This is a genomic window from Actinomycetes bacterium, assembly GCA_036000965.1.
Lineage (GTDB): Bacteria > Actinomycetota > CALGFH01 > CALGFH01 > CALGFH01 > DASYUT01.
Window position 1 is genome coordinate 1 of sequence record DASYUT010000197.1, and the last position, 21,058, is coordinate 21,058.

Annotated in this window: 18 protein-coding genes; 15 read left to right on the top strand and 3 right to left on the bottom strand. The window is 74.3% G+C overall.

What is annotated here, in order from left to right:
* The 3 genes from VG276_18365 to VG276_18375 all read left to right on the top strand — a co-directional run.
* Positions 1-778: DUF5753 domain-containing protein (locus VG276_18365; protein ID HEV8651297.1), on the top strand; the 778-nt coding region annotated here is incomplete at its 5' end.
* Positions 779-1,025: 247 nt separating this feature from the next.
* Positions 1,026-1,367, top strand: a complete 342-nt coding sequence (locus tag VG276_18370) for a hypothetical protein (protein HEV8651298.1) — start codon at positions 1,026-1,028, stop codon at positions 1,365-1,367.
* Between the two features lie 97 nt (positions 1,368-1,464).
* Positions 1,465-2,337 carry a GNAT family N-acetyltransferase gene (locus tag VG276_18375; protein HEV8651299.1) on the top strand — a complete coding sequence of 291 codons (873 nt, stop codon included), beginning with the start codon at positions 1,465-1,467 and terminating at the stop codon, positions 2,335-2,337.
* Positions 2,338-2,481: 144 nt separating this feature from the next.
* Here the strand turns inward: VG276_18375 and VG276_18380 are convergent, their stop codons facing one another.
* On the bottom strand, positions 2,482-3,045 hold the full coding sequence (locus tag VG276_18380) for a hypothetical protein (protein ID HEV8651300.1): 564 nt from the start codon (positions 3,043-3,045) through the stop codon (positions 2,482-2,484).
* A gap of 172 nt (positions 3,046-3,217) precedes the next feature.
* On the opposite strand from VG276_18380, the gene hemE reads away from it, so the two are divergent.
* The 4 genes from hemE to VG276_18400 all read left to right on the top strand — a co-directional run bounded on the left by hemE (position 3,218) and on the right by VG276_18400 (position 9,314).
* Complete coding sequence (gene hemE / locus VG276_18385; protein HEV8651301.1) at positions 3,218-4,294, top strand: uroporphyrinogen decarboxylase; 1,077 nt, start codon at positions 3,218-3,220, stop codon at positions 4,292-4,294.
* 14 nt (positions 4,295-4,308) lie between these two features.
* Positions 4,309-5,283: a ferrochelatase gene (gene hemH, locus VG276_18390; GenBank protein ID HEV8651302.1), complete on the top strand. Its 975-nt coding sequence runs from the start codon at positions 4,309-4,311 to the stop codon at positions 5,281-5,283.
* Between the two features lie 214 nt (positions 5,284-5,497).
* Positions 5,498-7,453: a right-handed parallel beta-helix repeat-containing protein gene (locus VG276_18395; protein ID HEV8651303.1), complete on the top strand. Its 1,956-nt coding sequence runs from the start codon at positions 5,498-5,500 to the stop codon at positions 7,451-7,453.
* Positions 7,454-7,550: 97 nt separating this feature from the next.
* On the top strand, positions 7,551-9,314 hold the full coding sequence (locus tag VG276_18400) for an acyl-CoA dehydrogenase family protein (protein ID HEV8651304.1): 1,764 nt from the start codon (positions 7,551-7,553) through the stop codon (positions 9,312-9,314).
* On the opposite strand, the gene VG276_18405 is transcribed toward VG276_18400, so the two are convergent.
* Positions 9,284-10,303, bottom strand: coding sequence for a class I fructose-bisphosphate aldolase (locus VG276_18405; protein HEV8651305.1), 1,020 nt, complete (start codon positions 10,301-10,303; stop codon positions 9,284-9,286). The two genes, VG276_18400 and VG276_18405, sit on opposite strands and share 31 nt — an antisense overlap.
* Before the next feature lie 399 nt (positions 10,304-10,702).
* Here VG276_18405 and VG276_18410 point away from each other — a divergent pair, with 399 nt between their 5' ends.
* The 6 genes from VG276_18410 to VG276_18435 all read left to right on the top strand — a co-directional run bounded on the left by VG276_18410 (position 10,703) and on the right by VG276_18435 (position 18,197).
* Positions 10,703-11,698, top strand: coding sequence for an oxidoreductase (locus VG276_18410; protein ID HEV8651306.1), 996 nt, complete (start codon positions 10,703-10,705; stop codon positions 11,696-11,698).
* Between the two features lie 155 nt (positions 11,699-11,853).
* A complete protein-coding gene (locus VG276_18415; protein HEV8651307.1) occupies positions 11,854-13,098 on the top strand; it encodes a DUF2637 domain-containing protein in 1,245 nt (414 codons plus the stop codon).
* Between the two features lie 163 nt (positions 13,099-13,261).
* Positions 13,262-14,443 (top strand): acyl-CoA dehydrogenase family protein, encoded by a 1,182-nt coding sequence (locus VG276_18420; GenBank protein ID HEV8651308.1) that lies wholly within the window; start codon positions 13,262-13,264, stop codon positions 14,441-14,443.
* A gap of 11 nt (positions 14,444-14,454) precedes the next feature.
* On the top strand, positions 14,455-15,711 hold the full coding sequence (locus VG276_18425) for an acyl-CoA dehydrogenase family protein (protein HEV8651309.1): 1,257 nt from the start codon (positions 14,455-14,457) through the stop codon (positions 15,709-15,711).
* Positions 15,712-15,772: 61 nt separating this feature from the next.
* Positions 15,773-15,988, top strand: coding sequence for a dodecin family protein (locus VG276_18430; protein ID HEV8651310.1), 216 nt, complete (start codon positions 15,773-15,775; stop codon positions 15,986-15,988).
* Positions 15,989-16,340: 352 nt separating this feature from the next.
* Positions 16,341-18,197 carry a long-chain fatty acid--CoA ligase gene (locus VG276_18435; GenBank protein ID HEV8651311.1) on the top strand — a complete coding sequence of 619 codons (1,857 nt, stop codon included), beginning with the start codon at positions 16,341-16,343 and terminating at the stop codon, positions 18,195-18,197.
* On the opposite strand, the gene VG276_18440 is transcribed toward VG276_18435, so the two are convergent.
* Positions 18,182-18,934: a hypothetical protein gene (locus VG276_18440; GenBank protein HEV8651312.1), complete on the bottom strand. Its 753-nt coding sequence runs from the start codon at positions 18,932-18,934 to the stop codon at positions 18,182-18,184. The two genes, VG276_18435 and VG276_18440, sit on opposite strands and share 16 nt — an antisense overlap.
* Positions 18,935-19,199: 265 nt before the next feature.
* On the opposite strand from VG276_18440, the gene VG276_18445 reads away from it, so the two are divergent.
* Together VG276_18445 and VG276_18450 are read left to right on the top strand one after the other, a co-directional pair.
* Positions 19,200-20,159 (top strand): N-acetylmuramoyl-L-alanine amidase, encoded by a 960-nt coding sequence (locus tag VG276_18445; protein HEV8651313.1) that lies wholly within the window; start codon positions 19,200-19,202, stop codon positions 20,157-20,159.
* 35 nt (positions 20,160-20,194) lie between these two features.
* On the top strand, positions 20,195-21,052 hold the full coding sequence (locus tag VG276_18450; GenBank protein ID HEV8651314.1) for an SDR family NAD(P)-dependent oxidoreductase: 858 nt from the start codon (positions 20,195-20,197) through the stop codon (positions 21,050-21,052).
* Positions 21,053-21,058 lie beyond the last annotated feature (6 nt).

Here is a 21,058-nt window from a genome sequence, read left to right on the forward strand (position 1 = left end):
CACCCGCGAGCAGGCCGGCGAGGCGATCCGCGCATCCGAATGGAAGATCCACCGGCTGGAGAACGGCCAGGTCGGCTACAAGGAGCGCGACATCGTGGACCTGCTCAAGCTCTACGACGTCACCGACCCGCTCGAGGTCGCGCTGCTCCTCGCGATGGCCCGCGAGGCCAACGCCCAGAGCTGGTGGGTCGAGTACAGCGACGTCCTACCCCAGTGGTTCCGGGCCTTCGTGGACCTGGAGTCCGCCGCAGGGCTCATCCGGACCTACGAGGGCCAGTTCGTCCCCGGCCTGCTGCAGACCGAGGACTACATGCGCGCGGTGATCCGGGGCGCGCAGCTGGACGACTCGCCGGAGGAGCTGGAACGAAAGATCACGCTGCGGCTGACCCGCCAGCGGCTGCTCGCCCAGGACGACGGCCCGCGGCTGTGGGCGGTGGTGGACGAGGCGGCGCTGCGCCGGCCGGTCGGCGGCCGGAAGGTGATGCGTGTCCAGCTCGAGCGGCTGGTCGAGGCCGCCGGGCTGCCGAACGTGGTCTTGCAGGTCCTGCCGTTCAGTGCCGGCGCGCATCCGGCCATGGTGGGGGCGTTCAGCATCCTGCGGTTCCCCGACGAGGAGCTGCCGGACGTGGTCTACCTCGAGCACCTGACCAACGCCGTCTATCTGGACAAACGTGACGACGTCGACCAGTACCTGCATGTCATGGAGAGCATCTGCGCCCGTGGTGCGGCTCCTGACAAGACCGCGGCGATCCTCGGCGCGATCCTTGGCCAGGAGTGACGAGCAGGCGACGGAAGTCCCACCGCCCAGATCAACTGCATCCCGCCACAGCGCCACGGATCACACCCGCGGCGACGGTGCGATGGTGATCGTGTCGAGGGCTGCCACCTGCTGTGGACGGGAAATCAACGTCGACGTGAAGGTGATCCTGGGCAGGGCCGGTGCGCTCCTGCGTATGATCCAGTTGCGCGGCGGCTCGCGGGCCGCGAGGCCTCGCGCTTCAGGCGACGCGGACGGAGGGACGGGGATGGCCGAGAGCAGGCAGGCATGGGACGACGTGGGGGAGCGCTTCGCCGCCCTCGGTCGCCGGGTGAAGCAGCACTACGAGGAGCGGGGCGGGCAGGAAGGGGCCGCGCCGGCCGACCGCAGGGAGATGGAGGCAGCGCTCCGCAGGCTCGCGGACTCCCTGGACCAGGCGTTCACCGCGGTCGGGAACGCCGTGCGCGACCCGGCGTTCGGGGAGGAGACCAAGCGGGCGGCGGACTCGCTGGGCGAGGCCCTGTCGACTACCTTCGCCGAGGTCAGCGACGACCTGCGCGACCGGTTCAAGGGCAAGGGAAAGGGACCGGGAGGACCGGCCCCGGCGTGAGGAGGGCCAGGCCCGGCTTGAGCGGCCACCCGTCCCCCCTGCTCCGCGACGGCGGCCGGACCGACCCTGGGCCGCGACCCGGGCGGCGCCACCGCTCATGACCACCCATCCCGCGTCTGGCACCGACTCGGACTCGGAGCCCTCGGGGTCGGTGCTCGCCCGGCTCGAGGCCTACTACGACGCCGTCCCCCGGACGGCGGCCCGGGCCGAGACGGTCGGGCCACTCACCCTGTTCGTCGCCGATGGGCCCGGCTGGCCGTACTACGCCCGGCCGCGGCTCGGTGCGGCCGCGGTCGGAGCCGAGGACGTCGCCGCCATGCGCCGGCTGCAGCGCGCGCTCGGCGTGCCCGAGGCGTTCGAGTGGGTCGCCGAGACCACACCGGACCTCAAGCCAGCGGCCGAGGCGGCCGGCCTCGCCGTCGCCGAGCTACCGCTCATGGTGCTGGCCGCCGACGACGCCCGCTCCGTACCGCCGCCCGAGGGAGTCGAGCTCCGCCTGGTCACGCCCGAGGACGACCTCGCGCCCGTGACGGCCGTGGCCCAGGTCGCGTTCTCCGCACCGGGCACGGCCGTGGGCGCCGCCGGACCGGACGCCCTGGCCGGGCTGGCCGCCGAGCTCCCTCCCCAGCGGCTGGCCTTCATGCGCGACCGGCTGGCCACCGGGCGCACCGTGACCGTGGTCGCGCGGCTCGGCGGCCAGCCGGTCGCGGTCGGCAGCCACCAGCCCGTCGGCGCCGTCACCGAGGTCGTCGGGGTCGCCACCCTGCCGGCGATGCGCCGCCGCGGCTTGGGCGCCGCCGTGACCAGCCTGCTCGTCCAGGACGCGGGCGCCCGCGGCATCACCACCGTGTTCCTGTCCGCGGGCGACGTCGCGGTCGCCCGCGTCTACGCCCGCCTCGGGTTCCGCCGGGTGGGCACCGCCTGCATCGCTGAGCCAGCCGGCACCGGCGACGGCCACCCCGCTGGCTAGGGAGCCGGCGCAAGCACCACGGCGTCGCCTGGCTCGCCAGCCGGACCGGCCGCTGGCGCAGCGGATCTGGCCCTGAGCCGCATCCTGCCATGTCGCCACGCACGCCGGTTGGCCTGTTGCCGCAGCCAGTTAGCATGACCACGATCACTCCCGCGTCGAGAGACTTCCTTCATGGCAGCCGAGCAGGTCCGCCCCGAGGCGCAGGTGCGGCTCAAGGACGTCGCCAAGCTGGCTGGCGTCGACACGTCGGTGGTGTCGCGCGTGCTCTCCGGCGACCGCCGGCTCTCCATCCGGCCGGAGACCCGCCAGCGGGTCCTGGACGCCTCCAGGCGGCTGAACTACCAGCCCAACACGGCTGCCCGCAGTCTCAAGACCCAGCGGACCATGGCCATCGGCATGGTCGTCCCCGACCTGGGCGACGCAGTCTTGGCGCGGGTGGCCACGAGCGCCGGGGAACGCGCGGCCGCCGCCGGCTACGCGCTGCTGGTGGCGACCGGTCCGCTGACCGAGCGCGTCCCGGCCCTGACGGGGTGGGTCGACGGGCTCCTCCGGGTCGCCGCACCCGGCGAGCGCGTGCGGCCGGGCGACCTCGGCGGCCTGCCGGCGCTGCTGGTCGGCGGGCGCGGGCCCCCCGGGGTCCCCAGCGTCACCGTCGACGACGAGGCCGGGGCGACCCTGGCCGTCGAGCACCTGGTCGCACTCGGGCACCGGCGCGTCGCCCACCTTGGGCGGCGGGGCCGTGGAGCGCCTGCCGCAACCGTCCCGTGGCCGCCTCGCGTACCCTTCATGGGTGACTCTCAGTGGGTGACTCTCATGGGTGACTCATGGGTGACGCCGTCGAGAGGGAGGCCCGTTGCCGCCAGGAACGAAGGAGCCGAGCATGACGGGCGAGCAGCGCATGCTCGCCGCCTGCCGCCGCGAGCAGGTCGACGCCACGCCGGTGTGGTTCATGCGCCAGGCCGGGCGGTGCCTGGCCGGCTACCGCGAGCTGCGCGACCGCCACGACATCCTGACGATGACGCTGACGCCGGAGCTGTGCGCCCAGGTCACGCTGATGCCGGTGGACGTGCTCGGGGTCGACGCCGCGGTGCTGTACGCCGACATCATGCTGCCGCTCTACGGGATGGGCGTGCCGTTCTCCATCGACCCGGGCGTCGGGCCGATCGTCCACGCCCCGGTGCGAGACGAGCAGGCGATCGACGGGCTTCGGGTCGTCGACGCCGAGGACGCCACCCCCGGGCTGTTCGAGGCGATCCGGCTGGTCCGTCAGGAGCTGGCCGGGCGGGCGGCGGTCATCGGCTTCGCCGGCGCGCCCTACACGGTCGCGTCCTACCTCGTCGAGGGCCGTGCGTCCAGAGACCACGCCCATTCCAAGGCGCTCATGTACGGGCGGCCCGACCTGTGGCACCGGCTGATGGCCACCCTCACCGAGGTCACCATCCGCTACCTGCGGGCCCAGGTCGACGCGGGCGCCCAGGTCGTCCAGCTGTTCGACTCCTGGATGGGCGACCTCGGCCGCCGCGAGTACGCCGAGCACGTCCTGCCCTACAGCCGGCGCATCTTCGAGGGGCTGGCCGGCGCCGGCGTGCCCCGCATCCACTTCGGCACCGGCACCGTCGGCCTGCTCGAGCAGATGGCCTCGGCAGGCTGCGACCTGGTCAGCGTCGACTGGCGGGTGCCGCTGGACGAGGCCTGGTCCCGCATCGGCACGGGCCTCGGGATCCAGGGCAACCTCGACCCGGCCGTGATGCTGGCCCCGATGGAGGTGGTCGAGCGCGAGGCCGGCCGCATCCTTGACGCGGCCGGCGGCCGGCCCGGCCACGTGTTCAACCTCGGCCACGGCGTCCTGCCCGACACGCCCTCCGACAACCTCGCCGCCCTGGCGGAGCTGGTCCACGCGGCCACCGCCCGCGGCGGCCGCGCGGCGGCCGCCATGGCACCGGCCGGCCAGGCCTGACCCCGGAGGTGCTCATGCGACACGATCCCGCCTCGGTCAGCCGGCGCCCGGTCGGCGTGCTGCTCATGACCTACGGCTCGGCCGTCACCGCCGACGACGTCCCCGCCTACCTGCGGAGCGTCTACCGGGGCCGCGACCCCGACCCGGCGCTGGTGGCCGAGTTCCAGCGGCGCTACCGGCTGGTCGGCCGGTCCCCGCTGGTCGACATCACCCGGGCCCAGGGCGCGGCCCTGCAGGAGCTGCTCGACGCCGAGCCCGGCCCGGGCCGCTACCGGGTCGAGGTCGGCATGCTGCACTCGGCGCCCTGGATCGCCGACGCGGTCGCGCGGCTCGCCGGCGCGGGCGTGCGGCGGCTGGTGGGCGTCGTGCTCGCCCCCCAGTACTCGCCGGTCATCATGGGCGGGTACGGGCGGGCGGTGGACGCGGCCGCGCCGGCGCTCGGGCCCGACACGGCCGTCACGGTGGCCGGATCCTGGCACGAGACCCCGGCGTTCCTGGACTCGCTGGCCGGGCGGGTCGGCCAGGCGCTCGACCGCCTCCGCGCCGCGGGCCAGGGCGGCATCCCGGTCGTGTTCACCGCCCACAGCCTGCCCAAGGCGGTCGTGGACCGCGACCCCGGCTACCTCGACCAGCTCCGGGCCACCGTGGACGCCGTGGTGGCCAGGACCGGGCTCGAGGCCGGACGCTGGCAGTTCGCCTACCAGAGCGCCGGCCACACCCCCGAGGAGTGGCTCAAGCCCGACCTGAAGGACCTGCTCCCGGGGATCCGGGCGGCCGGGCACGCCGGCGTCCTGGTCGTGCCGATCCAGTTCCTCGCCGACCACCTCGAGATCCTCTACGACATCGACGTGGCCGCCCGCGAGGAGGCCGAGCAGGCGGGCCTCGAGTTCCACCGCATCGAGCTGCCCAACACCTCCCCGGCGTTCATCCAGGCCCTGGCCCAGGTGGTCCACCATGAGGAGGCGGCCGCGCTGGCCAGCCCGGCCTGAGCGGCCCGCGAGGCGCTCGAGTCGCCGGCGCCGCTCGGCCGGCGCCGGTACTCACCGGCCTGGTCCCGTGGGCAACGTCGGCACCGTCCCCCGCCCCTGAGCCTCGCCCGCCGGTATCGCGGCGGCCTCCCGCGTGGCAGACTGCGCGCAGCGCCGGGCAGACCCGCCCGCACGGGCGCGGTCGCGGGCCGCCGGCACCCACGGGAGGTGGTCGATGCGCGGGCGCCTGGCCGCGTCCTGGCGGTCGCTCGCGCTGCTGGCCCTGCCCGTCGCGGCCACGCTCGCCGGCTGCACGGGCGACGGCGAGGAGGGCCGGCCGTCGGTCTCGGTCGACATGTTCGACAACTTCTACGCCCGCGACGTCACCCGGGTCCCGGTCGGCACGCCGGTCCGCTTCGAGAACCAGGGCTACACGGTCCACAACGCGGTCGCGGTCGGCGGCGCCTGGCGGACACCGCAGACCATCGAGCGCGACCGGGCCGCCGAGATCGTCGCCGACCGGCCCGGCGTCTACCGGTTCTACTGCACCTTCCACGCCACCTCGGACGGTAGCCAGGGGATGGCCGCGGTCCTCGTGGTCGGCGACGCCGCCTACGACCCGCGCACCGCCGCGGGCGGGGTGGCGGCCCCGGCCACGCCCAGGCCGAGCGGCGTGACCAGGCGGGTTCCCGGCGCGTACCGGACCATCCAGGGAGCGGTCGACGTGGCCGGGCCGGGCGACCTCGTCCTGGTCGAGCCGGGGGTGTACAGGGAGGAGGTCAAGGTCCGCACCCCGTCGCTCACGATCCGCGGCCGCAACCGCAACACGGTCGTTGTCGACGGCGAGTACCGGCGCGCCAACGGCATCAGCGTCACCGCCGACGGGGTCGCGGTCGAGAACCTCACCGTGCGCAACGGCAAGGTCAACGGGCTGTTCTGGACCGGGGTCAAGGGCTTCCGGTCCTCCTACGTCACCGCCTACAACAACGAGGTCTACGGGATTTACGCGTTCGACTCCACGGACGGGCTGTTCGAGCAGTCGTGGGCGTCCGGCTCCTACGACGCCGGGTTCTACATCGGCCAGTGCAACCCCTGCGACGCGGTGATCGACGGCGTCACCTCGTTCGGCAACGGCCTCGGCTACTCGGGCACCAACGCCGGCGGCGACCTCCACATCATCCGCTCGACCTTCCGCGGCAACGTCTCCGGGATCGTGCCCAACACCCTGGACAGCGAGCTGCTGCCGCCCTTCTCCCGGGTCGACCTGGTCGGCAACCTGGTCGAGGGCAACGGCAGCCGCACCGCACCGGTCGAGGCGATCGAGTGGAGCTCGTTCGGCAACGGGATCATCCTCGCCGGCGGCAACGACAACCGGGTCGAGCGCAACCGGGTGGTGAACCACCCCAACCACGGCATCCTTGTCACCCCCAACCTCGACAAGCACCTGTGGACCGCCTCCCGCAACCAGGTCCGCGGCAACCTCGTGGAGGGCTCGGGGCGCGCCGACATCGCGCTGTCGGGCCCGGCCGGGGCTGGCAACTGCTTCACCGGCAACCGCATCCGCACCTCCATCCCGGTCGGGATCGAATGGCTGCAGCCCTGCCGCGGCCTGCGGCTGCCGGCCCGCATGGACCTGTCGACCACGGTGCAGAGCCTCGGCCTGGTCGCCGAGGGCAACACCGGAGCGTACCCGCGCAACCAGTCCAGGGACGCGCCGCCGCCACCGCCGCAGCGGCAGCTCCCCGGCGGCGCGGGCGCGCCCGTGCGCCCGGCCGTGGGCGTCTACCAGAGCCTCGACCTCGACCTGGACCGGATCGCGCTGCCTGCCGCCCCGGCCGGCCTCGACGTCACGACCCGCAAGGAGCCCACCGTGCTCGGCGTCCCCATCCTGGCCACTTCGGTCTGGCAGGCCCTGTTCGGCCTGTACGCCTACCTGCTGCCGTTCGTGCTCTACACGGCGTGGACCTCGCTCGCGCTGTGGGACCTGGCCCGGCGCGACGACCTCGGCCGGGGCGCCACCAGCGCCTGGGTCCTGGTCGTGTTCCTGGTGCCGTTCCTCGGCGTGCTCGCCTACCACGTGGCCGGCCGCCCGCGGCTCCCGGCCTGGCTGCGGGCCGTGGTGATCGGCGGCGGCATCGCCTCCTACCTGGTCATCCTGGCCATCGGCGCGGTGGTCGGCGGCATCGTGTGACCCGTCGCGGGTCGGGCGGCGCTCCTCCGGCCGGCTGGCGGACGCCGGCCCGCCGCGCCTGGTTGACGACCCGGCGGGCCGGGGCTGTACTGAGGAGATGGCACCGACCCAGGAGGTCTCGAACCCGGGCACGGCGCCGAAGGGGGACCGCCGCATGTTCTTCCAGGAGCCGCCACGGCTGCGGAACACCTACCGCTCGGACGCGGTCCTTCACGAGTACCTCGAGCGGCTGCTTCCCGAGGAGGTCCGCACGCAGGTCGAGCCCGCGCTCGACCAGATGGGCGAGGCCGCGGCCGGCGACCTGGCACGGCTGGCGGAGGAGGCCGAGGGGACCCCGCCCAGGCTGGTGCAGCACGACCCGTGGGGCAGGCGCATCGACCGGATCGAGCTGAGCCCGGCCTGGTCGCAGCTGCACGCCGTCCAGGCGCGAGCAGGCCTGTGCGCCCTTCCCTACGAGGACCACCACGGCCGCTACGACCGCATCGTCCAGCACGCGCTGCTCCATCTCTACGCCCCCTCCTCCGCCGTCTACACCTGCGCTGTGGCCATGACCGACGCGGCCGTCCGCGTGCTGGTCGACCACGCGCCCGCCGAGCTGCGCGCGCGAGTCGTGCCCCGCCTGACGAGCCGCGACCCCGAGCGCGCCTGGACATCGGGTCAGTGGATGACCGAGCGAGAGGGCGGTTCCGACGTGGGTGGCACCGCGACGGTGGCGCGCTGCGACGAGGCAGGAGGGTGGCGCCTGCACGGCGTCAAGTGGTTCACCTCGGCGACGGACGCCGACTGCGCGCTCGCGCTCGCCCGGCCCGAAGGTGCGCCGGACGGCAGCCGGGGCCTCGGCCTGTTCCTCGTCGAGCGGATCGACCCGCGCAGCGGCCAGACGCAACTTGGCTCGACCATCCTGGTGAACCGGCTGAAGGACAAGCTTGGGACGCGGGCGCTGCCCACCGCGGAGCTCACGCTGGCGGGCGCCCACGCGACCCCGGTGGGCAGCGTCGACGGGGGCCTGAAGAAGATCGCCGGGATGCTCAACGTCACGCGGATGCACAACGCGCTCAGCTCCGCTGCGGGCATGCGGCGGGGGCTGGAGCTGGCGCTGGCGTACGCCCGCGCACGCCAAGCGTTCGGCCGGCCGCTCGTCGACCTGCCGCTGCACAGGGCGACCCTGGCCGACCTGGCGGTCGAGGCGGAGGCCGGATTCGCGCTGGTGGCGCGTGGGATGCAGCTGCTGGGCCGGCTCGAGCACGGGGCAGCGAGCGAGCTGGAGCAGCGTGCGCTGCGGGCGCTCATCCCCACCATCAAGCTGCTCACCGCCAAGGACGCCGTCGCCCATGCCAGCGAGGTGGTCGAGGCCTTCGGCGGCGCCGGGTACATCGAGGACACCGGCATCCCGCGGCTGCTGCGCAACGCGCAGGTGCTGCCGATCTGGGAGGGCACGACCAATGTGCTGAGCCTCGACCTGCTGCGTGCGGAATCCAGGGAGCAAGCCGTCACCGCGCTCCTGGGGGACCTGGCCGAGCACATCACCGCCGTGCGCGCGGCGCCGGCGACGGGCGTCGGCGTGGACCTCGTGGATCGTTCGCGTGCGGCCCTGCTGGAGCGCGTGCGTGCCTGGCCGGACGCTGACGGCGACGCGCTCCAGGAACAGATGCGCGATTTCGCGCTCCGCCTTGGCCGCACGTACGCCGCGGTGCTGCTCGCCCGCCACGCCGCCTATCGCCGTTCGCACCAGGGTGATGACCGCGCCGCTCAGGTCGCACACCACTATGCCGAGCGCTGGCTGTGGGGGATCGAGACCGCGGCGGCAAGCGGGCAGCGCGGTTCAGGGACCTACCCGACCGCCTCCATCTCCTGGGTGTAGCGGCCGAACCGGGCGGCGCCATTCAGCCGGGCCCGGTGGTAGTAGGCCCGCTGGGCTGCCGGGCCGTTGGCGGGCACGCCCTTCCAGGCCTTGAGCGCCGGGGCCTGCAGCGCGCGCCCGTAGGAGAAGCTGAGCTGCCACGGCTGCGGGCCGAGCCGGTTCATCGCGTTCAGGTGCGCGGTGGCCGCCTCGTCGGTCTGGCCGCCGGACAGGAAGACGATGCCAGGCACGGACGCGGGCACGCTGTCGCGCAGGCAGCGGACGGTCGCCTCGGCGACCTCCTGCACGCCGGCCTGCTCGGGACAGTCGCCGCCCGACAGGACCATGTTCGGCTTGAGGAGCATGCCGTCGAGCTGGACGCGGTGCTCCCGCAGCACAGCGAACACGGCGCCGAGCGTGTCGGCGGTCACCTCGTGGCAGCGCTCGATCGTGTGGGCGCCGTCCATCAGCACCTCGGGCTCGACGATCGGCACGAGCCCCGCCTCCTGCGACAGCGCGGCGAAGCGAGCCAGCGCGTCGGCGTTGGCGGCGATGCAGGTACGGGTCGGGATCCCGTCGCCGATGGTGATGACCGCCCGCCACTTGGTGAACCTCGCGCCGAGGTCGCAGTACTCGGCCAGCCGGCCGCGGAGGCCGTCCAGGCCCCCGGTGATCTTCTCGCCGGGGAACCCGGCCAGGTCAGTGGTGCCTTTGTCCACTTTGATGCCGGGGATGATGCCCTGGCGGCTGAGCACCTCAGGGAGCGGGGTCCCCTCGGCCGCCCGCTGCCGGATCGTCTCGTCGAACAGGATGACCCCGCTGATGAACTCGCCCGCGCCGTCGGTGGTGAACAGCAGCTCTCGGTAGGCCCGGCGGTGCTCCTCGGTCGAGGCGACGCCGATGGACCGGAAGCGCTTCTCGATCGTTCCGGAGCTCTCGTCGGCGGCGAGGATGCCCTTGCCCGGGGCGACGATCGCCTTCGCGGTGGTGGTGAGGTCCTGCGCGTTCATCGCTTACTCCTCGTCGATAGCGGATGCCGGTGCGGTCTCGGGTCTTGCCCTCCTCGCTCGCGCTGGCAGCGTCGCAGCCTGCCCGCCGGCTGGCCAGGGCCGAGGGTCCGCGCGCGGCGGGCCGTGGCCGTGCCAGGGAGGCTACCGGCTTCCCTCCCTGCGGGACAGCGATCCCGCAGAGCGGCGTCGGACGGCATGGCGGGTAGGATGCCGATCGGGCCGACGAGGTGTCCAGGAGCACCTTCCAGCGCCGGGCCGGCTGGCGGCTGGAGAAGCTCCCACACCCGGGGGTTTGTGGGACCGGGCGGCGGACGACACCTTGGCACGAGGCGCCCGCTGGGCGCGACGCACGGGCGCGCCTGTGGGCGCGGCGGGCCGGGAGCGGACAGGAGGAGCCACGTGGAGAGCTTCAGGGCGCTCGTCGCCGAGCGGCACGACGACCGGGTCGACCGGCGGATCGACTCGCTGACCCTGGACGACCTGCCCGACGGGCAGGTCACGGTGCGGGTGGCCTGGTCGAGCGTCAACTACAAGGACGCGCTCGCGGTCAGCCCCAACGGGCGGGTGGCCAGGATCTCGCCGCTCGTGCCAGGCATCGACCTGGCCGGGGAGGTGGTCGCCAGCGACGCGCCCGAGCTGGGCCCGGGGGACCGGGTCCTCGCCCACGGCTACGACCTCGGCGTGAGCCACCACGGCGGCTTCGCCGAGTACGCCCGGGTCCCGGCCGACTGGGTCGTGCCCCTCCCGGACGGCCTCAGCCTGCGCCAGGCGATGGCGCTGGGCACCGCCGGGTACACCGCCGCGCTGTCGGTGCAGACCCTCGAGGAACACGGCCTGGATCCGGGCGACGGGCCGGTCCTGGTGCTCGGCGCCAGCGGCGGGGTGGGGTCCACCGCGGTCGGCATCCTCGCCCAGCGCGGCTACCAGGTGGCGGCGAGCACCGGCAAGGCCGACCAGGAGGCGTTCCTGCGCGACCTGGGCGCCGACGAGGTCCTGCCGCGCGAGGCTACCTCGGGCGAGAGCGGCAAGCCGCTCGAGTCGGCCCGCTGGGCCGGCTGCGTGGACCCGGTGGGCGGCGCCGGCCTGGCCTACGCCCTGCGCACCCTGCGCCAGGGCGCGGCGGTGGCCACGAGCGGCAACACCGGCGGCGTCGAGCTGCGCACCACCGTCCTGCCCTTCATCCTGCGCGGCGTGGCGCTGCTCGGGATCGACTCGGTGCACACCCCGATCGAGGGGCGCCGCCGGGTCTGGGAGCGCCTGGCCGGCGACCTGCGGCCGCGCGGGCTCGACGAGTCGATCACCCGCGAGGTCCCCCTCGACCAGGTCGACGCCGTGCTCGACGAGGTGCTGGCCGGCAGGGGCCGCGGCCGCACCGTGGTGCGGGTCGGCGGGTGACAGGGTGCGGGTCGGCGGGTGACAGCTGCCGGTACGGTCCGGAACGGGTCGTGATGCATAGGCCGGAACCAGCGGGTTCGTCACATCGGCGGCTGATGTTGTAGAAGAAGCGATCCTCGTACCTCTGCGCATCGCCATGATGGGGGAGTCGCTTCGTGACCGCTGGACCCATGCCGTCCTTGACCGCCGACGCCGCCGACCAGTGGCTGCTGCGGTTCAGATCGACCCTGGTCGCCATCCTCGGGGCCATCGTGGCCGGCATCGCGTGCCTGGCCTTCTACACGAGCTTCGAGGCCATCCGGGCGTATGCCACGCGCTCGGCCGGGATCGCGCCCGAGCACGGCTGGGCGATCCCGCTCCTGGTCGACTCGTTCATCATCGTGGCGACCGGCGCCGACCTGTGGTTCGTCACCACCGCCAGGCAGCGCAAGTGGTGGGAGATCATCTGGCCGAAGCTGCTGCTGTTCGGCGCCGCCCTGGTCAGCTTCATCCTCAACGTCGCCCACGCCGACCACAACTGGGCCGCCCGGGGCGTCGCGGCCATCCCCCCGGCCGCCCTGGTGCTCGGCGTGGAGCTGCTCATGATGGTCTTGCGCCGCGCCACCGCCCTGCGCGCCATGCGCCTGCACGAGGAGGCCATGGAGTTCCAGGCCGCGCTGGCCGGGCAGCTCGCGGTCGCCCAGGCGCCTGCGCCGGCGCCGGCCGCCCTCGAGGCTGGCGGTCCCGCGCCGGCCCCCCCTGAGGAGCACATCGCGGCCAGCATCGAGCGGGACGTCCAGCCGTCCGCGCCCCACACCGCCCCGCCCGACACCGCCCCCGCCGGCGCCAGCCCGGCCGGGTCGGCCAGCCCGCGGCGGCTCGAGCGCCCGAGCGAGATCCGCCGGCGGGCGACCCTGGTGGTCGACGCGGGCAGCGAGCTGGCCCCGCGCACGGCCGCACCGCTGGCCTCGGTCGGCTCGCCCCTGGGCGAGGTGCGCCCGAGCGCGACCAGGCGGAACGCCAGCCGGGTCCCGGCCCCGTACCTGGAGGCGTCGCGCATCATCGACGAGCGCGAGGATGCCGCCACGCTCACGCCGGAGGGCCTGGTCGAGGCGCTGGCCGCCGAGGGCGTCGTCGTCGACCTGCGCACCGCCCGCGGCCTGCTCCGGGAGCTCCGCCCGGCCGTGACCGCGCTGCAGTCGCTGCAGCGGCCCAGCAGGGTCAGCCCGAGCGGCGCGAGCAGCCCGGCCTCGACCCATCCGGCCGGTACCGCCAATGCCGCGCCGGCCCAGCCCGGCAAGGGCACCGGCAAGGCCGCGCCCGCGGAGGCCAGCCGCGACCGGGCCGAGGGCAACGGCGGCCAGGGCAACGGCGGCCGGCCCATCGGGCTCGTGCAGGCCCCCAAGGGCTCGACCCGCTGACCGGGTGGCGGGCCCCCGGCGGCCCGCCACCACTCCCGCCGGGCCTTCCCGCTGGAGCCGATCGGCGGGATGATGGTGATCGCACCCGTTCCTCACGATGTCCGGGCGCCCGCGGGCCCCGCCTCCCGTGGCCCGGTGGGTGCCCGCCGAGCCGGAGGCAGGCATGGACTTCCGCGACACGCCCGAGGAGGCGAGCTTCCGGGCGACGCTGCGCGACTGGCTGGGGGAGAACCTGCCCGCCGGCTGGGCCGAGCGTGACCCCAAGGCCGGCCGCAGCGACGAGGCCGAGGCCCGGGCCTGGAGCCGCAAGCTCTACGAGGCCGGCTACGCCGGGCTGACCTGGCCGAAGCGGTACGGCGGCGGGGGTGCTCCCTACACCTTCCAGGCCATCCTGCTCGAGGAGCTGGCCCGCACCGAGGCGCCCGACCACGTCAACGTGATCGGCCTGGGCATGGCCGGCCCGACGCTCATGGCCCACGGCAGCGAGGCGCAGAAGGCGCGCCACCTCGAGCCGATCCTGTCCACCGAGCAGATCTTCTGCCAGGGGTTCTCCGAGCCAGGGGCCGGGTCCGACCTGGCCGCGCTGCGCACCCGGGCGGTCCGCGACGGCGACGGCTTCGTCCTCGAGGGCCAGAAGGTGTGGTCGTCGTTCGCGCACATCGCCGACTGGTGCATCCTGCTCGCCCGCACCAACCCCGAGGCGGCAAAGCACCGCGGCCTCACCTTCTTCCTCGTCGACATGCACGCGCCCGGCGTGGAGGTGCGGCCCCTGCGCCAGCTCACCGGGGACCCTGAGTTCAACGAGATCTTCCTGACCGGCGTGCGGGTCCCGGCCGAGCAGGTCGTCGGCGAGGTCGACGGCGGCTGGGCGGTGGCCATGACCACACTGCTCCACGAGCGGGGCACGCTCGGCTTCGCCCTCACCACGCGGCTGGAGGTGCTGCTGCGCAGGCTCGTCACCCTCGCCCGCATCCCGGACGGGTCCGGGCGCCGGCCGGCCGACGACCCGCTGGTGCGCGACCGCATCGCCCGCCAGTGGGTGGAGCTGCAGGGCCTGCGCTTCACCAACTACCGGGCCCTCACCAGCCTGGTCCGCACCGGCGTCCCTGGCCCCGAGGGGTCGGTGGCCAAGCTGCACTGGTCGGAGTCGAACCAGCGGCTCACCAAGCTCGCCCTCGAGCTGCTCGGCCCCGACGCCCAGCTCGACGGGGACGGCGCCGTGTGGAACGGCTACTGGCAGTACCAGCAGCTCCGCAGCCGGGGCAACACCATCGAGGCGGGGACCTCCGAGGTCCTGCGCAACATCATCGCGGAGCGGGTCGTGGGCCTGCCCCGCAGCCGCTAGGGGGACGCCGGATGGACTTCGCCTTCTCCGAGGAGCAGGAGATGCTGAGGGAGTCGGCGCGCGACTTCCTCGCCACGCGGCACCCGCTCGAGCGGGTGGCCGAGCTCGCCGACGGCGAGCCGGGCTGGGACCCCTCGTCGTGGGGGCGGCTCGCCAGCCTGGGCTGGCTCGGCCTTTCGGTGGCCGAGGACCACGGTGGCGCCGGCGCGAGCCTGGTCGACGAGGCGGTGCTGTTCGAGGAGACCGGGCGCGCCCTGTACCCGGGGCCGTTCCTGGCCACGGTCGGGCTCGCCCTGCCCGCGCTGGAGGCCGCCGCCAAGACCGTCCCTGACGCGCTCGCGGCCGTGCTCGCCGGAGAGCGCTCGGCCACCCTGGCCTGGGCGGAGCCGGGCGGGCCGCGGACCATCGCCGAGAGCGGCTCGGCGGCCTGCACGGCCGCCCAGGACGGCGACGGGTGGCACCTGACCGGGACCAAGCGGCTGGTGCCCGACGTGGCGATCGCCGGCGTCGCGGTGGTGGTCGCCCGGGCCGGCGCGGCCGGCGGCCAGCACAGGGGGGCCGCCGACGCCGGGGACCGCGGCCAGCCGCGGGAGCCCGCCGGCGCCACGGACCGCGACCAGCCGCAGGAGCGGGCCGCCGCCGACGCCGACCGCGACCAGAACGGGGGGGCTGGCCTGTGGCTGGTCGACCTGACCGACGGGCGGGCCGTGGTGGTGCCCCGCTCGACCGTGGACACCACGCGCCGGCTCGGCGACCTCGTGCTCGACGCCACGCCCGCGGCCCTGCTCGTCACGCCCGGCGAGGCGGCCCCGGTGCTCGCTGCGACCCGCCTGCGCGCCCTGGCCGCGGTCGCCTGCGAGGCGGTCGGGGTGGCCGAGCGGGCCCGCCGCTTTGCCACCGAGCACGCCGGCCAGCGCGAGCAGTTCGGCCGCCCCATCGGGTCCTACCAGGCCGTGTCGCACCGCATCGCCGACGCCTACGTCGCCACCGAGCTGGCCCGCTCCCTCGCCTACTGGGCGGCCTGGTGCGTGGCCAGCGACGACGAGCAGGCGCCGGTCGCCTGCGCCGCGGCCAAGTCCGCCGCCGGGGAGGCCGCCGTGCTGGCCGCCGAGACCGCCATCCAGTGCATGGGCGGCATCGGCTTCACCTGGGACCACCCGCTGCACCGCCTCTACAAGCGAGCCCAGTGGATCGACGCGTTCGAGGGCCACGGCGCCGTCCACCGGGGAGAGCTGGCCGCCGCCCTGCTCGACGGCCCTCCTGCTTGACAGCCGCGCCGGTGGCAGCGAGCGTACGCGGCACCTAGTCGCCCGACGGAAGGGACCTTCGATGGCGGAAAGCGTCTATACCTTCACCGAGCTCGTCGGAACCAGCTCCGAGTCCTGGGAGCGGGCCGCGACCGCAGCCGTGGAGACCGCGGCCAAGTCGCTCAGGGACCTGCGCGTGGCCGAGATCGTCAAGTTCGACATGGTGCTCGAGAACGGCCAGGTGCGCGCCTACCGGGCCAGGGTGAAGATCTCCTTCAAGTACGAGGCCAAGGGCTAGCGAGCACGAGGCCAAGGGCTCGCCAAGCCGGGCCCGCCGGGGGCCCGACCGCCAGGCCTGCTCGAGCCCCCGGCCTCCCGCTCCGAACGCCTGCCCGGCCCCGGTCCCCGGCCCTGCAGGGGGCGCCTGCCCGGGCCCTCGGTCAGGGCGCCGGCTGCCACTTGGCGGCGCTGGTTCCTGGCCGGCGGCCGGGCCTCGGGGCAACACACGGGTAGCCAGGTCCTTGACCGGCCAGGAGGGGACAGGCCAGGGGCCGGGCCCTGATCGGCACGCGCCGGTGGCCGGGCCTTGATCGGCCCAGGAACGGATGCTCTGATTAGGGCGATCAGCCCCCCTCCCGGAAGAGGTCGCCATGCCGACAACGGATGTCTCTGCCGTACGCGCCTCGATCGACGCCGCCATCGACGGTCGGACGCTCTGCGACATCCTGCTCCGCAACGCCGAGGAGCGGGGCAGCGAGCCAGCGCTGGCCTGGAAGGAAGGGGATGCCTGGCGGCGGCTGTCGTGGGCCGACTACCGGCAGCAGGTCGCCGAGGTCGCCATGGGGCTGGCGGCCCTCGGCGTCGGTCGCGGGGACTTCGTCGCCATCATGGCCCGCAACCGGCCCGAGCACCTGATCGCCGACCTCGGCGCCGTCCACGCCGGCGCCACCCCGGTGTCGCTGTACAACACGCTCGCCCCCGAGCAGGTCGCCTACATCGTGGCCCACTGCGAGGCGAAGGTGGCCGTCGTCGAGGACAAGGGCTTCCTCGAGCGCTTCGAGAAGGTGCGCGACCAGCTCCCCAGCCTCGAGCGGGTCGTGCTCGTGGCCGACGGCGCCGCCGACAACGACTGGGTGCTCTCCTGGGAGCGCCTGCGGGCGATCGGCCGGGACGCCCTGGCCGCCGACCGGGATGTGTTCGAGGCGAGCTGGAAGCAGGTCAAGCCGGAGGACCCGGCCACGCTGATCTACACGTCGGGCACGACCGGCCCGCCCAAGGGCGTCGTCATCACCCACCGCAACGCGCTGTGGACGGCCGCGTCGGTGGAGCGGAACTTGGCCGAGCCGGTCGTCCCGGGCACGCCATACCTCTCCTACCTGCCGCTCGCGCACAGCTTCGAGCGGCTCACGGGGCACTACGTCTGCCTGTGGAGCGCCCAGCAGGTGCACTTCTGCCCGGAGATCCTCGAGGTCATGAAGTACCTCCCCGAGGTCCGGCCGGTCGTGTTCGTGGCCGTCCCCCGGCTCTGGGAGAAGGCCCACGCCGGCGTGGCCGCAGCGCTGGCCGCCGAGCCCGACGAGCGCAGGCGCAAGCTCGTCGCCCGCGCCCTCGAGGTCGGCCGCAAGGCCGTCCGCCTCGAGCAGGAAGGCAAGCCCGTGCCCGCCGGCCTGCGGCTGCAGCGCGCCCTGTTCGACCGTCTGGTGTTCGCCAAGATCCGCGCCAAGCTCGGCCTGGACAACTGCCGCGCGGCGGTCAGCGGGGCCGCGCCCATCTCCGGCGAGGTCCTCGAGTTCTTCCTGGCCCTCGGCCTGCCCATCGCCGAGGGGTACGGGCTGACCGAGAACACCGCCGGCGCCACCCTCAACCCAGTCGGCCAGACCAGGGTCGGCACGGTCGGCAGGCCCCTGCCCGGCGTCGAGATCCGCCTGGCCGACGACGGCGAGATCCTGATCCGCGGCGGCAACGTGACCGCCGGCTACTACAAGGAAAAGGACAAGACCGCCGAGACCTTCGACGCCGACGGCTGGCTGCACACCGGCGACGTCGGCAGCATCGACCCCGACGGCTTCATCCGGGTCGTGGACCGCAAGAAGGAGCTGATCGTCACCGCCGGCGGCAAGAACATCTCGCCCGCCAACCTCGAGACCCTGCTCAAGCGCCACCCGCTGGTCGGCCAGGCCTGCGCGATCGGCGACCGCAGGCCGTTCGTGTCCGCCCTCGTCGTGCTCGACCCCGAGGTCGCGCCCGCCTGGGCCAAGCAGCACGACCTGCCCTCGGTCAGCGTCGAGTACCTCGCCAAGGACGAGCGCGTCGTGGCCGAGGTCAAGCGCGCCGTCGACGACGCCAACGAGCACGTCTCGCAGGTCGAGCAGGTCAAGAAGTTCGTCATCCTGCCGGCCGAGTGGACCCCGGCCAGCGAGGAGCTGACCCCCACCCTCAAGCTCAAGCGGCGCGTCATCCTGGAGAAGTACGCGGCTGAGATCGAGTCGATCTACAGGCCGGCCTGACGGTCGGGCCTGGCGGTCACGTCCGGAAACGCGTCGTAGGCGAGGACCAGGCATACCAGCCCGGCGCCGGTGTCCACCATGCGGGTGGCGCGCACGCTGCCGCCCGGGCCGACCGGCCCCTCCGCCGCGACGAGCAGCGCGGCCCCGACGAACAGCCCGGTGCGGAACCACGGGTCCCAGGTCGCGCGCACGTCGGTGACCGGCGTCGGCTGGGAGGGCAGGGAAGTGGCGAGCCGCGCCAGGTCCCGGGCGACCGCTTCGGCCGCCGGGTCGCCGGCACGCTCGTCGAAGAACCAGCCCAGCTCGGCCAGGCCCTCGTCGAGCAGCACCATGAACGCCCCGGCGGCCTGGAACCCGTTGGCCACCTTGCTCAACGTCACCGAGACCTGCCCGTACAGCCGCGCCGTCTCCAGCCGCGACAGGTTGGCCATGGTCCACTCCATGATCGGCCAGCTGTCGGAGATCCGCAGGGCAGCGAAGGCCTGGTCGGCGAGCTGGGCGCTGCGCAGCCGGGACAGGTTCGCGAACACCCGCTCAAACAGCATGGCCGGGTCGATCCGGGCCAGGTTGGCGAACACCTGGTCGTAGAGCTGCCCGGTGTCCACCTGGTACAGGTCGGCGGTCAGCCGCTTGATCGTCGCCGTCCGGTCGGCCGCGGTGGCCCGCGGGGCGCCGCCCCCGCCGGACCGCTCGCCGCCCTGGCCGAAGGCCCTGCCGTTGAACGAGTGCACGCTCACGTGGGGAAGCCGCCTTTGGAGGGGCGTTGGGCCTTGTGGGCCGAGCCGACGGGGGTGGCCGGAGCTCTGGGACGGGGGGGTGGGCGGAGCTATGGACGGGGGGTGGCCAGAGCTATGGGGGGAGCTATATGTTACCGACGCCGAACCCTGGTTCGTCAACATTGCCAACCTGAATTCCGCCCGCCCACCGGCGGCGGCAGTACCAGCACGCGTCGGGGCTGGGAATTGCGTTACCCTTGTGCGGGCAGTCGACGCGGACTGGGACATGATCGACTTCGCGAGGATCCTCGAGAGAGCGGGCCTGCCGGTCCGTGAGGTGAACGGGTGGCAGCGGCGCGGCCGCCCGCCCAGCACCAACCCGCGGGACCCCGCCTACCCCGCCGCCACCAGGTTCGCCGGCATCGGCCTGCACCACACCGCCGGGCACAACGACCTCAACGTCGTGGTGAACGGCAGGCCGGGCATCCCCGGTCCGCTCGCCAACCTCTACGTGGCCAGGGACGGCAGGGTGTTCGTGGTCGCGGCCGGCCGGGCCAACCATTTCGGGGCGGGTGCGGTCGAGGTGTATCGGCGCACCCTCAGGGACCTCGCCCCGCTCGGCGACGCGGCCGACGTCGGCCTCCGCGACTCCACCGTCGGCAACGGCGTCTACGTCGGCATCGAGGTCGAGAACTTCGGCACCGCCGGGGACCCCTACCCCCGGGTGCAGATCGACTCGCTGGAACGGGCGTGCGCGGCCCTGTGCGAGGAGATGGGCTGGACGGCCAACCGCTGCGTGCAGCACCGGGAATGGACCCGGCGCAAGGTCGACATGAGCTACCGGGGGCCCCTGCGCGAGGTCGTCGCCGCGCTGCTGGCAAAGGAGGAACTCATCTTGGACGCCGCCACCAAGGCCTACTTCGACAAGCAGTTCGAGCTGCTGCGGGTCGGGGACAACCCCGACCCTACGACCGGCGACACCCACCCCTTCAGCTTCGAGAACGTGCTGCGCCGCCTCGACCGCATCGAGGGCCAGCTCCACCTCATGTGGAAGGGGGACGAGCCGGAGCCGCCCCAGGGCGAGACCCACCCGCAGAACCTGGAGACCGTCTGGCAGCAGGGCAAGGCCACCGCCGCCGCCCTGCAGGCCCAGGAGGTCAACCTGGCCGCGATCAAGGACGACGTCGAGGCCATCAGGCGAGAGCTGGAGGTCATCAAGGTGGCCACCGGCGCCGGCCACTCCTGACCGGGCCCCGCCTCCTCGACGGGGCCGTCGCGCTGGTGACCGGCGGCGCCAGCGGCATCGGGCTGGCGGTGGTGCGCCGGCTGGCCGCCGCCGGGGCCCGCGTGGTGGTCGCCGACGTCGACGAGGCGGGCGGGGCGGCTGCCGCCGCCGAGGCCGGCGGCAGGTTCGTGGCCACCGACGTGGGCGACCCGGACGCCATGCAGGCCGCGGTCGACGCGGCCGAGGCCGCCTACGGCGGGCTCGACCTGGTCCACCTGAACGCGGGGATCACCACCGGCACGCCCGCGCTCGACCGCCTCGACCTCGAGCGGTACCGGCGCGTGGTCGCGGTCAACCTCGACGGCGTGGTGTTCGGGATCCGCTCGGCGCTGCCCGCGCTCCGCCGCCGGGGCGGCGGCGCCATCGTGGCCACCGCCTCCCTGGCCGGCCTCACCGCCTACCCGGGCGACCCGGTCTACTCGATGACCAAGCACGCCGTGGTCGGCCTCACCCGCACTCTGGCCGAGCCGCTGGCCGCCGACCGGGTCACGATCAACTGCGTCTGCCCCGGGTTCGCCGACACCCCGATGCTGGACCGCTTCGCGGGCGGCTTCCGCGCCGCCGGCTTCCCGCTGCTGTCGGCCGACGAGGTCGCCGCGGCCGTGCTGGCCGCCGCCACCGGCGGCGGCAGCGGCCAGGCGTGGGTCTGCCAGCCCGGCCGCCCGCCCGAGCCCTTCCGCTTCGGCGGCGTGCCCGGCCCCCGGGTGCCCGGCGGCCACGGCCCCCCGCCCCTCCCACCCGACCCCGGGACCCCTGACGCCCACGGCCAGCCGCCGGCCGCGCCATCAGACCCCGGGACTCCCGGCGCCCACGGCCTGGCGCGGGCTGTCCCGCCGCCCAACCCGGCTCCCTGACCGTGG